Source organism: Microvirga vignae (genome assembly GCF_001017175.1).
Classification (GTDB): Bacteria; Pseudomonadota; Alphaproteobacteria; order Rhizobiales; family Beijerinckiaceae; genus Microvirga; species Microvirga vignae.
The window spans coordinates 24,726-36,860 of record NZ_LCYG01000067.1 but is presented as its reverse complement, the minus strand read 5'-3'; the positions used below and the strand labels follow the sequence as shown (position 1 = coordinate 36,860).

Annotated in this window: 9 protein-coding genes and 2 tRNA genes; 5 read left to right on the top strand and 6 right to left on the bottom strand. The window is 57.4% G+C overall.

What is annotated here, in order from left to right:
* Positions 1–423: 423 nt before the first annotated feature.
* Positions 424–675, bottom strand: a complete 252-nt coding sequence (locus AA309_RS24040; RefSeq protein ID WP_047191560.1) for a DUF6894 family protein — start codon at positions 673–675, stop codon at positions 424–426.
* Between the two features lie 149 nt (positions 676–824).
* On the opposite strand from AA309_RS24040, the gene AA309_RS24035 reads away from it, so the two are divergent.
* Complete coding sequence (locus AA309_RS24035) at positions 825–1,565, top strand: Crp/Fnr family transcriptional regulator (RefSeq protein WP_047191559.1); 741 nt, start codon at positions 825–827, stop codon at positions 1,563–1,565.
* Between the two features lie 160 nt (positions 1,566–1,725).
* The gene (locus AA309_RS24030; protein ID WP_160310538.1) at positions 1,726–4,599 is read left to right on the top strand and encodes a sensor domain-containing protein; all 2,874 of its coding nucleotides are present in this window, start codon (positions 1,726–1,728) and stop codon (positions 4,597–4,599) included.
* A 233-nt stretch (positions 4,600–4,832) separates the two neighbouring features.
* Here AA309_RS24030 and AA309_RS24025 read toward each other — a convergent pair.
* Positions 4,833–4,907 (bottom strand) — tRNA-Thr (locus AA309_RS24025).
* A gap of 457 nt (positions 4,908–5,364) precedes the next feature.
* On the opposite strand from AA309_RS24025, the gene AA309_RS24020 reads away from it, so the two are divergent.
* Both AA309_RS24020 and AA309_RS24015 read left to right on the top strand, forming a co-directional pair.
* A complete protein-coding gene (locus AA309_RS24020; RefSeq protein ID WP_150117724.1) occupies positions 5,365–6,141 on the top strand; it encodes a hypothetical protein in 777 nt (258 codons plus the stop codon).
* Between the two features lie 440 nt (positions 6,142–6,581).
* The gene (locus AA309_RS24015) at positions 6,582–7,355 is read left to right on the top strand and encodes a LuxR C-terminal-related transcriptional regulator (RefSeq protein ID WP_052954956.1); all 774 of its coding nucleotides are present in this window, start codon (positions 6,582–6,584) and stop codon (positions 7,353–7,355) included.
* A 734-nt stretch (positions 7,356–8,089) separates the two neighbouring features.
* On the opposite strand, the gene rnhA is transcribed toward AA309_RS24015, so the two are convergent.
* Entirely contained in the window at positions 8,090–8,563 is a 474-nt protein-coding gene (rnhA, locus tag AA309_RS24010) for a ribonuclease HI (RefSeq protein WP_200902041.1), read from the bottom strand.
* A gap of 475 nt (positions 8,564–9,038) precedes the next feature.
* On the opposite strand from rnhA, the gene AA309_RS24005 reads away from it, so the two are divergent.
* On the top strand, positions 9,039–9,458 hold the full coding sequence (locus AA309_RS24005; protein ID WP_047191557.1) for a DUF1236 domain-containing protein: 420 nt from the start codon (positions 9,039–9,041) through the stop codon (positions 9,456–9,458).
* 280 nt (positions 9,459–9,738) lie between these two features.
* Here AA309_RS24005 and AA309_RS36805 read toward each other — a convergent pair whose 3' ends face one another.
* From AA309_RS36805 to hemA, 3 genes are all read right to left on the bottom strand, one after another.
* Positions 9,739–9,996 carry a tyrosine-type recombinase/integrase gene (locus AA309_RS36805; protein WP_244470471.1) on the bottom strand — a complete coding sequence of 86 codons (258 nt, stop codon included), beginning with the start codon at positions 9,994–9,996 and terminating at the stop codon, positions 9,739–9,741.
* Between the two features lie 384 nt (positions 9,997–10,380).
* Positions 10,381–10,455: transfer RNA gene (locus AA309_RS23995), tRNA-Thr, on the bottom strand.
* 65 nt (positions 10,456–10,520) lie between these two features.
* A complete protein-coding gene (gene hemA / locus AA309_RS23990; protein ID WP_047191556.1) occupies positions 10,521–11,747 on the bottom strand; it encodes a 5-aminolevulinate synthase in 1,227 nt (408 codons plus the stop codon).
* Between the last annotated feature and the right edge of the window lie 388 nt (positions 11,748–12,135).

Below are 12,135 nucleotides of genomic sequence, written 5' to 3'. Positions count from 1 at the left end.
CACGGCCGGTCCATCCCATTAGCTGACTTTGCACTGCCCTGGGTCAATGAGATGGCACACAATTCGGGCTCACAAGTGAAGCGCGTCCAACAGGTCCCAATCACGAATTACGCGCCGTCCTTCTGGCTGCCGTTGAGGCGCTCGTGCTCCTCACTGAGGTCCTGAATTTCGCGTGAAAGATCCGCTTCGGACTGGCTTAAAGCCCGCGAACGAGCAATTTCAGCCCGTGACTTCTCAATGACCCGATTGGCTCGCGCGATTGTGTCATCGAGCGAGGGCTGGCTCTGCTCAGGCTTGTTGTCAGGGGAGCTAGGCTGATCAGGGCGGTTCATCGAACGGCAAAGTATAGAAGGTCGCACAGCTCGGCGTTAACATTCGTTAACGGTACGCTTCGATTAGTCATCAAGGCGCTGACACGGACGATTATTCCAAATGTGCAGTCTCCACCCGGCTGATCTCCAGCGAAACCGTTATGGTCAGCACCCGTTGATGATGCTCGTTCTTCACCTCGATCGTGACCTCGCGACTGTCACCCTTCGGAAACCAATCCCGTCCGATCTCCGCCGCCGCGCAGGCAGCCTCGTGTTCGGCAGCGTCCAGGCTGTCGAACTCCAGGCCCTCGTCATCAGGAGTGAACTGCGCTCCCTCGCGGACGTCGAAATAGTAGCGGGGCATGCAGTTTAACCAAGACATCCATTTTCATGTTCCCATGCCTTGCTCCAGGCGCATTCACCTGTGATAGTCAGGGCATCGTCAGCTTTCGATCTTTGGGCGCTGACGGCAGAGAGACATGAGCTCCCGCCTGATCTTTGAGGGAATCTGTCTTGGGCGCCATTCACTCCGACACTGCTGCACTGATCCGTAAGCTGGAGAGCATTGCCCCGCTCGCGCCAGACGAGAAGGCGGCGCTGCTGCGCCTGCCGCTGCGGCTGAAAACCGTCGCAGCGGACCAGGACATCGTCTGCGAGGGCGATACTCCCTCCGAGTGCTGCCTGATCGTGGAGGGCTTCGCGTGCCGCTACAGCCTCACAGCTGAGGGCAAGCGGCAGATCCTGTCGTTCCATATCAGCGGTGACATTCCCGACCTCCAAAGCCTGCATCTGGACGTGATGGATCACAGCTTGGGAACGCTGGTCCCCTCCAAGCTCGCCTTCATCCAGCATGACGATCTGCGCAGCCTCATGCGCAACCAGCCTCGCCTCGGCGACCTGTTCTGGCGCGACACCCTGATCGATGCGGCGGTCTTCCGCCAGTGGTTGGTAGGCATAGGGCGGCGCGAGGCCTACGGCCGGATCGCGCATCTTCTGTGCGAGCTGCTGGTGCGGCTCAGGGCGGTCGAACTGGTGGAGGACCATGCCTTCAACCTGCCGGTCACCCAGGCGGAGCTGGGCGATGCGCTCGGCATCTCGACGGTTCACGTCAACCGGGTGCTCCAGGAACTTCGGGGCGAGAACCTGATCTCCTTGAGCGGGAGCTCCCTGAAGGTACTGGACTGGGAGGGATTGCAGGAGGCAGGCGAATTCGATGCGACCTATCTTCACTTGGTGAAGAAAGAGGCCCTCTGAGCGGCATCAAGAGGTTGCCCCTTCTCCTTGGCCGCGGGGCCATGTCGCAGCCTTGCCAAATAGCTCGTGCTTCAGGCTTTCTTCATCGCGATGACGTATCGCTACTTTGGAGAAGAGGGGCCATTCCCAGCCGGACAGCCATGGCATGTCGAACCATCGAATGAATCGCAACTTTACAGCGCTCGGGCAGGATCGTTCCCTCGAGAGGGTCGCTCGCGTCGGCGAGGAAGCGCATCAGATCGATATTGACGTTCTGCCCCATATGGTCTGGTCGGCCCGCCCAGATGGTCACAACGATTACCATAACAACCGATGGCATGAATTCACGGGCATATCTCCGGATGCCGTTCATGGAGATGCTTGGTTAAGTCTTGTTCATCCCGAGGATCGGGCGGCTGTCCTGGCGGTCTGGCAGAGCGCGCTCGAAACCGGATCCGATTGTGAGATCGAGCATCGGCTTCGCCATCGCTCAGGCGAATATCGTTGGGTTCTTGGTCGCGCCAATCCTGTTTATGACTCGCAAGGTCAACTTGAGCGCTGGGTTGGGACCTATACCGACATCCACGATTGGAAGAGGGCCGAAATGGCCTTGGCCGAAAGCGAGGAGCGATACCGCGCCCTGGTTGAGGCCTCCACAGCCATAGTCTGGCGTGCCTCTCCCGATGGATCGATCCTGAGAGGCTGGGGCTGGGAAGAGTTCTGCGGTCAGGTACCGGAGGAGTATGAAGGCTACGGCTGGCTTGAGGCGGTGCATCCGGATGATCGCGAGCCCCTGACCCACGTCTGGCTTGAGGCCTTGGCATCCGGACAGACGACCCAGAGTGAATTCCGAACTCGGCACAGAAATGGCGAGTATCGCTGGGTCCTGTCGCGGGCCGTGCCATTGAGGAAGCCCGATGGCTCCGTCCGGGAGTGGGTTGGGACCATCACGGATGTTCATGAGCAAAGACAGGCGCAGGAGGCCCTGAGGACGAGCGAGGAACGGCTCCGCCTCGCTGTGGAGACGACCTCCTTAGGAATTTGGGATGCAGATCTCGTCACGGGCTCCCTGGAATGGACAGCCGAGGCACGGGAAATCCTAGGCCTGTCCCCCGATGCTCAAGCGACTCGGGAGAACTTTTTCGAGCGCATCCATCCTGACGATCTTCCGAGCGTCGAGAACAAGTCCTTCGTCGATATTCCAGGGAAGGGGCCCAGTTACAGCGGCACATACCGCATTATCCGGGCGGACAACGGAGAGGTGCGGTGGATCACTTCCAATGCCAGAACCATCCTCGATGAGAACAGGCGCCCCATCCGCAAGATCGGAATGATCCAGGACGTGACACAGCGCAAGCTGTCCGAGGATGCGCTGTGTGCGACCGAAGAGCGGCTGAGGCTGGCCATGCAGGCGGGGCGGATGATCGCCTGGGAGCATGATCTTACAACCGACTATGTGATGCGCTCGGAGAACTCAGTCGAGTTGCTGGGCATCGATTCCGGCCCCCTCTCAGAGTTTCTCGAAAGAGTGCGTCCCGAGGACCGTCTCGCGCGAGGACATTTCATCGACAAGATCAATACGTCAGGCTCCGATACTATGGAGTTCCAGTACCAACTGCCCGATGGAAGAACGCTCTGGTTGGCCTCGCGCGGAGAGAGGGCCGGCCCCAATCGCGTCGTAGGCGTATCCTTCGATATCACCGACCGCAAAGCGGCCGAGGAGGAGGTGTGGCGAACTGCGAACCACGACTCGCTTACCGGTCTGCCCAATCGCGTCTTGTTCCAGCGTCGCCTCGAGCAGGCTCTGGGTGCGGCTCAGCAACGCGGGAGCAGCGTCAGCCTCCTGCTGATCGATCTCGATGACTTCAAGGATGTCAACGATACGCTTGGCCATGATGCCGGTGACACGCTGCTGAAGGAGACGGCAACCCGGCTGTCGATGATGGTCCGGGAGCAGGACATGGTCGCCAGACTCGGCGGAGACGAATTCGCTGTCTTGGTCTTGGAGCCGCTGACACTGAGCCATGCGGCCAGTCTCGCCGGAAGCATGCTCAAAAAGCTGCGTCAGCCATTCACGTATGCCGGGAGGATGCTTGTGAGCCGGGCGAGCATCGGAGTCGCCGCCTTCCCGGATCACGACTCCGTGCCGGCCGAACTCATGAAGGATGCCGACATCGCGCTTTATCGCGCCAAGGCTGAGGGTCGAGGCCGGGTCGTCACGTATTCTCCCGAGATGAGAATGATGACCGAACAACGGTTGGCTCTGGGGAGAGAGGTGCGAGAGGCGATCTCTCGCAACCAGATCGTCCCTTTTTATCAGCCCAAAGTGTGCCTTTCGACTGGGAGAGTTGTTGGCTTGGAGGCCCTTGCCCGATGGCAGCACTCTGACCAGGGCATTCTCACGCCTGGTATCTTCGGCGCTGTCTTCGATGATCCTGAACTCGCGACGGCCATTGGAAAAAGACTGATCGGCAAGATCGTGTCCGACATGCGCCGGTGGCTGGATGGTGGCATCAACTTCGGCCGCGTCGCCTTCAATCTTTCGTCCGTGGAGTTCAACCAACCGGATCTGGCTGATGAGATCCTCCGCATTCTCAATCTTGCGAAGGTTCCGGCCAAACATCTGGAGATCGAGGTAACGGAAAAGGTGCTTCTCGACGGCAGATCCGGCCTGGTGGCGGATACCCTGGAGAAGTTCCATCGGCAGGGCGTCCAGATTGCACTCGACGATTTTGGAACCGGCTATGCATCTCTGACCCACCTCAAGCGGTTTCCGGTCGATCACATCAAGATCGACCAGAGCTTCGTGGCCGATCTGGAACAGGATCAGGATGACGCGGCAATCGTGGCCGCCGTTGTCAGCCTCGGCGCCAGCTTGGGCCTCCAAGTGACGGCCGAGGGTGTGGAGACGGAAGGGCAAATACGACGGCTGCAAGAGATGGGATGCCACAACGCTCAAGGACACTTTTACGCCAAGCCGATGGCAGCATCCCAGGTAGCGCAGTTGCTTAACACCTGGTCGGAGCGAAAAGAACCGGATGGAGCTACCGAATAAAGATCTGCTCCTGGCACGTGGCGGACCTTTTTCAGATTCCGCGTTCGCGTGATAAGCGCACCTTGGTCTTGAGGGAGCGCTTCGACACGCGCTTGCGGAATTCGGAGATGTCGGTTCTGGGATGGTTGCGGGAACGTGTCACCGCCAGGACCTGCGGAACACCCTCATGTACCGATCAGGTGGCCGAAATTGGAAGTTCTGCTTGAAGTTAGCGTAAATCCCGGATGAAGCGATGGTGCTGCCAGAGAGGATCGAACTCTCGACCTCTCCCTTACCAAGGGAGTGCTCTACCACTGAGCTACGGCAGCCCGCGAGCGAAAAGGGCTGGATTCCATCCCATAGCACAGGGATCAGAAAACCTTTTAAACCAAGCTGTTGCAGGGTGTGTATATAGCTAATAGCTGGAACTGAGCAAGTCGTTTTGGTCTGCTTCTTCGTAGCGGGCCCGAGGCACAGACCAGGGCTTCAGTGTGACGGGTCGTGACAAGCCGAGGCCGACCCCACCAGGGATGGGGCTGAACATAGGTTGAGTGATAGGCTCAGAAATGTTCGCAGCAGATTAGAGTATCCCTATCCTTTCTTCGCTTGGCGTTTCGTATCTCGGCTGTGAGCTTCTGAAGCTCTCTCTTTATCCAAACCCGTCTTTTCATCTCTCACTCTCAGGTGTTCTCAAGAGAAGAAAGGCCCTCCACTCAAGCTGACACGGTCGGGCCATATTGCTCAGGTGTGCTGCTGTGGTTCATGGGGCGCTTTTCAGGGGAGGAAATGATGACCTACATCCATTGGGACAAACCTTTTTTTGTCGATCCCTCGACCGGCGAGGTCGTGCCGAGTGGCACAGAGGGTGCCGTGGGACTGCCAACTTATGCAAATTACGGAGGAGGAGATTACTCTTCTGGCGAGTTCGGAGGGCAACTGCTCACCAAGTCTTCCGGCAAACCGCTGAGTCAGGAGAAACTCACGGAGCTCGGGTCGGATTCTCAGGACCCTCTGGATCTTCTGGATTATCTCTTCTACCGGCATGATGTAGCGTCCTCCGATGTTGGCGAGGCGTACACGCAAGAGCAGGCGAAAGCGGATGCCCGCTTGGTCAAATCGCTCATCAAGTTAGATGCGAGTTATGATCCTGAGGCTAGTCTCTATGCTGCCGGCGCAACTTTCACGATGCTCGGACGGCTTGCACTTCATGACCAGATCGATCTCCTTCCGCCAAAGGTGCTCGTCGCTGCAACGCAGGACGCTGTCAGTGACATTCAACATGCGCTTGAAAACCTGCCCCAGCAGGAACTTGTTGTAGCTCTCGGCTCCCTGTTTGAACCGACTTCCGAGCTCGGCGTGTTTGAGTTCAAATTTGACATTACGACCACGTCGCCCGAACAGGAGGTCATTGAACGCACAGTCGTGAACGCCTTGAACGTCTTCCTCGATTCTGGTGAGCCGGAGGACGTGCCTGTCGATACTGGTTTTCCGGTACCCGGCGTCAGCGAGTATCGACTCACCTTCAACCTGTTTACCCATGACCTGGACTTTCTGTCGGGCTAAGGAAACAGCCTAAGGACAATGATTCCTCCCGGCTGACGACGAGGTCTCCCGGGAGGAGCAGCTATTAACCAGCAGCCGGGCTAATCTAATGCTGCTCTGATCTGTCCACGCGCCCCAACATTGGCAAAACCACCAGCGGCGAGGGTAAGACTCACAAGCCCAACCACCTTCATCCCGGTATGACCTAAAGGAATGGCTACGGTTATCTGTTGTGAGTAGGCAACGTGATGCCACGACGCCAATTGAGCACCCAGACGTACCTATCGACTTACCTAGCGGAGAGAAATTTCTTAATTGCGGGTTTCTGACGGGCTACTCTTTAGGACTAATGCATACCCCTTAAGTGTTAGAATACTTGGTCTATGTCTTGATCAAACTTGGTGTTTGCTCCCTCATATAGGAACTTATTAGTTTCAAGCGTGCATCTCGGGGGCGCATGTATGTCAAACGAATTACCCAAGCGTGTAGCCATTGATAGTGAAAATTCTGCCGGCGTCGCCGTTAGCGACACCAGAACGGTAAAAGCGGCGATTATCTGTAACAACTCACTGATTGGTGTAGGAATTACACATCTTTTAGATGGAACCTGCTTTGCTGCTGCCGGATATGCTCCAAGTATCGCTAAAGCAGCTGATATATATTATCTTTCATGCCCTGATCTGTTTATCATTGGCGCTGGCCTCTCGACCGAGGAGACCGTTGAAGCAGTAAAACACCTGAGGGAGACGTTTCCTGAAGCGCGAATTGTCGTAATTGCTGATCGCTACGATCTTGGCCTTGTTCGGCTCGGTATCGACGCAGGAGTTAGCGGCTTCTGCCTGACGGGAAGCAGCCGTGAAGTTCTCATCAAGTCCCTCGAGTTGATCATGTTGGGGGAGCTTGTTTTGCCGAGCGCTTTGATGGCCTCTCTGCTGAACGAGAGCGAAGCGATCCCGACACCCAAGCCCCAAGATAGCCGCGCGGATGCCAAGGTGCCTTCAGAAGACCCGAGGGTTAGGAAGCTTTCGGCGAGAGAGGCAGAAATACTGGGTCATCTCATGGAAGGAGCGGCCAATAAGGTCATAGCCCGGAAGCTGGATGTTGCCGAAGCGACCATTAAAGTTCATATCAAAGCGATCCTGAGAAAGATTGGAGCTGCCAATCGCACCCAAGCCGCCATGTGGGCTTCGGAGCACCTTCCGATCAGAGATCATCATCCCTCGCTGCCCAACTGAATCGTCAGGACGGTTGATCCGTTCCTAAGCCTGAAACGAATAGCGGAACAGTCTGTATCCACCCGCAAAGCGAGCTTTAAAATACCCTGACAAACCCACAGATCAGCACCCCTCTCAGATGCAATGGTTAGCTTCCGAGAGGGCAATAGCGGGTCTTGCTCTGATCTTTAGCACCTATCCTGGGTCTAATTCCGTTCCGTCCATGTATGGAACGTCTGCTGGCGGCGACTCAACAGGACTTGGATAGACGTTCTGCGGAGCCGATTGGCGCGACCAAGGCTCTGCGGTCGATGCCTCGTCTGTGGGGCCGCAAACGCGATCACGTCTCACAACCTCATCCCCGTAGGAGTTGATCCGCCGTCTGACAACGGTTCGACACCTCTCGCTTTCAGTCCCATGAGAAGGGTCTGAGTAGATGTTGCGCTCATAGGTCCGCTCGGTCCCGCCATAGCGGTCATATTGATATTCGCTGTACGAGACTTCGGTGCCTGTAACGCAGCCGCCAAGCGAACCTGCAAGAGCAATCAAAGTGGCAGTGGAGCCTACTCGTTTGGACCAGCTCAACATGGGAAGCCTCCTGTTTCGACTGGCGACGCAGATCAGCATCGTCCAGCAATAACGAGGAGGTTCCGGCGGGGCGATTGAACCGTATCTGAACGATTCGCCGGCCATCGGAGAATAGGCATACTGGCCTGTGGATGGGGGTATCTGTTTAGGAGTCCTCCACCCGATCGCTATTTCGCCCGTCCAACTTGCCGAAGCGTCTCAGCCGCCTTCTGCGCCTCGGCATTAGCAAGGCCATCAACACGCTCGTTCTGCTCGTGTCCGGCATGACCCTTGACCCATTGCCAAGTGACCTTGCGATTGCTGATTAGCCCATCCAATTGCATCCAAAGGTCTTGGTTCAGAACAGGATTGCCATCCGCCTTGCGCCAACCCTTTGCCTTCCACCCACGAAGCCATTGAGTGGCTCCTTTGATGACGTACTGGCTGTCGCTGTGGATGATGATCGATAGGGAATGAGGAACAGCCTCAAGCGCCTTGATCGCAGCAAGCATCTCCATCTTGTTATTGGTGGTTGATGGATCGCGGCCAACGATGATCTGCTCTTTTCCTGCGATGTTAACTACGGCTGCATAGCCGCCAGGTCCGGGGTTTCCAAGGCAAGCACCGTCGGTGAAGACAATGGCTTGTCCATTCGTCTGCATGGTCATTTTGATCTCTTTGTCCGATGAATTTTGGTGAGGCAAATGGCTCATTCGTCGGTTAGCCGATTTGCCTTTTCAAAATGTGAAGCCTGCTTTCAATCGGGCACCTTTGACACTCGCGAAGCGCAAGCTGGGCTGCTGCGGGCCTGACAGGCCTAGCTGTCAGGCTCCTCTGTTTTAAGCCTCTTAGATCGCCAATCTTGCCAGTTTCTCAGCCATCTTTTCCGTCTCAGGTGAACGTATCGCTCAACATCCGTGGATCACGGAGGTCGGTCGCAATGGCTAAACCGGGCTCAACAACGGCTTCTCACACGCTGTCTTACCCTCTGTGACCTTGTACGACTTCAGGAAGGCAACACCCGCTGTAGAACGTGTCGGGTTTGTTTTAACAACCGTTATTGTTTCGTGATCAAGAAGCAGGAAACATTGCTCAGTCGGGTCGCGTTTGGCCTTTGAATATCGACGAGGTCATACAATGCGTTTAATCTTTTCTGCTGCTGTTGCGGCTCTTATTTCACTTCCGCTTGCTGCTCATTCTCAGACAGCTAATCAGAACGCGGGTGCCGGTGCCGGTCTTGCTACTGGCGCCGTAACAGGCGCAATCGTCGGGGGGCCGGTTGGTGCAGTTGTTGGCGGAGCTGTCGGTGCTATTGCCGGTGGGGCTCTCGCTGCTCCTCAGGCTGCTCAGGTCCAGCAATATGTCGTAACTCAGGGCACGCCGTCGGTGCGCGTCCAAGAGCAGGTCGTTGTCGGTCAGCCCTTGCCGCGTCAGGTCGAGCTTTATGCGGTTCCGTCTAGTGTCGGTGTGCAGACGCAGTACCGCTACTCAGTTGTGAATGATCGTACCGTTCTGGTTGACCCTCAGACACGCCAAGTCATTCAAGTCATCGAGTAGACCAAACATCTCAGGTGGAGAGAAAGGCGGTCTGAGTGGCCGCCTTTTTACGTATCGCTTCTCTGATGAGGTAGAGCCTGACGGTCCTCCCATCAGGCTTCTTTCTTTTGATCAGCCAACTGTCGTTCTAGTCAATTTCTCAGCCACCTTAAGTGGGTGTATCGGCTCAACATCCGTGGATCACGATGTCCACTGACAAGGGCTGCCTCAGGTACGGATAACTCGTACTCAAAGAAGCGCGACACAGCCCCATGCTTGAGGTCATGGAGCCGCAAGTCCTTCAAATCAGCCCCACAGCATTGGGCATAACACGGAAGACCCGCTCATCCGTTCTGCTCCATGAGCGCAATATCTCAACTGCCTTCGGCGTCGGCGGGATTGTACGAGAGGGGCCGTTCCTGGTCTTGAGAATGCGGATGGCTGGAGCAGTCATGTCGACGTCCTTCCATCGGATCGACAGGAGTTCTCCCCGGCGCATACCCGTTTCAATAGCGAGAGTGATGAAGGGGCGGAGATACCAAGCTGCGGGTGTTGTCATGACCCTCAGCAGACCCTCACCGTCGTCCCCTGTAAGCGGGAAAGCCTGTGGGACAGCAGTTTCATTTTTGGCACTGCGTTTCGAGGTGCAACTTCGTTAAGATAGCGGTGGACAAGATCACCTATGGTGAGTTCGTTCAGTAAGGTGATCCTGAGGCAGGAGGTCGCCGTGCCCAGACTTGGGCGCCAGACTTGGGCGTCTGCCCTGTGGAGGAAGGAGCGACTCCGGGGGCGGCCTTTGCGCCTGACCTGAACTTGCCACTTCGTGCCGCGCTTGCGGATCGTTGCCATCACTCATGACCTTGAGCTGTGACAGCGGCGGTCCGAGAAGATCTTCAGGGGGTTCGGAGCATTAGCTAAGCCGTTGAGCTTAAAGCTAGAAAGATGGTGCTGCCAGAGAGGATCGAACTCTCGACCTCTCCCTTACCAAGGGAGTGCTCTACCACTGAGCTACGGCAGCCCGCCAACGAAGAGGGCCGCTTACTGCCACAGCGCGGCCCCATGCGCAAGATTGAAATCGATCTTTTATTCAGCGGCCTGTGCTTTTGGCCCGAAAGGGAGCTTCAGGGCGGTCCAGACCTCCACAAGCGCCGCGCCCAGAGCGTTGATATGGGCGTCCGTGTGGAAGGGGCCCGGGGTAATGCGCAGGCGCTCCGTGCCGCGGGGCACGGTGGGGTAGTTGATCGGCTGAATATAGATGCCGTGCTTCTCCAGCAGGCGGTCGGAGGCCGCCTTGCAGGCCTCCGCATCGCCCACCATCACCGGCACGATATGGGTCACTGTGTCCATGATCGGAATGCCGAGGCCGCTCAGCACCGCCTTGGTGCGGGCTACCTGACGCTGCTGCATCTGCCGCTCCTTGGAGGAGGCCTTCAGATGGCGAATCGAGGCGGTCGCGGCCGCCGCCACCGCTGGGGGGAGGGCGGTGGTGAAGATGAAACCGGGGGCGAAACTGCGCACGGCGTCCATCACGGCCCTGGTGCCGGTGAGATATCCGCCCATGACGCCGAAGGCCTTGCCGAGGGTGCCCTCGATCACATCGACCCGGTGCATGGCGCCGTCCCGCTCGGCGATCCCGCCGCCGCGAGGGCCGTACATGCCCACCGCATGGACCTCATCGAGATAGGTCATGGCGTTGTAGCGCTCGGCCAGATCGCAGATGGCGTGGATGGGGGAGACGTCCCCGTCCATGGAATAGACGCTCTCGAACACGATGAGCTTCGGCCGGTTGCCGGCCGCCTGTAGCAGCTCCTCCAGGTGCTCGAGGTCGTTATGGCGGAAAATCGCCTTGTCACAGCCCGACTGGCGCACACCTTCGATCATGGAGTTGTGGTTCAGGGCGTCCGAGAGGATCAGACAGTTGGGAATCAGCTTCGCCAGCGTGGAGATGCCGGTCTGATTCGACACGTAGCCCGAGGTGAAGACGAGGGCCGCTTCCTTGCCATGGAGGTCAGCGAGCTCCGCCTCGAGCTCCACGATGGGGTGGCTGTTGCCGGAGATGTTGCGGGTGCCGCCGGCGCCGGTGCCGAGCCGCCAGGCGGCCTCCACCATGGCGCGGGTCACGTCCCGGTTCTGGCCCATGCCAAGATAATCGTTGGAGCACCAGACGGTAATCGGGCGCGGGCCCTGGGGACTGTGCCAGGTGGCATGGGGAAAGTGGCCCGCCTTACGCTCGATATCCGCGAAAACGCGATAGCGGCGCTCCGCCTGAAGGCGATCGAGGGCTGACGTGAAGAAATCTTGGTAATTCATCATCTCACCGGGTGGGCAACGCAATGCCCCGGGATTTACAAACTCATTATGCCAGACGACATTGATCCCGGTCAAAGTCCAGATTTTGATATTGCGGTTGAGGGCCGCTTGCGAAGCCTTTATGGAACAAGGCGACGATGGGTCGCGTGAACCATGACTGACGTGAAATCGCAAGACAAAGCCGAACGGCTTAAGGCGGCTTTAAAGGAAAACCTGAGAAAACGGAAGGCTCAGGCTAGAGGGCGGCAGCAGGCGGCCAAGGCGGGGTCAACCTCGACTGGAACCGAAAGCGGGAGCTTGAGCGTTTCAGCTGAGCGCGACAAGCCGTCAGACTAGCCTATAACGCTCAAGACGCGCATAGCGTTAGGCTCGCAAGATTTAAGGGAAA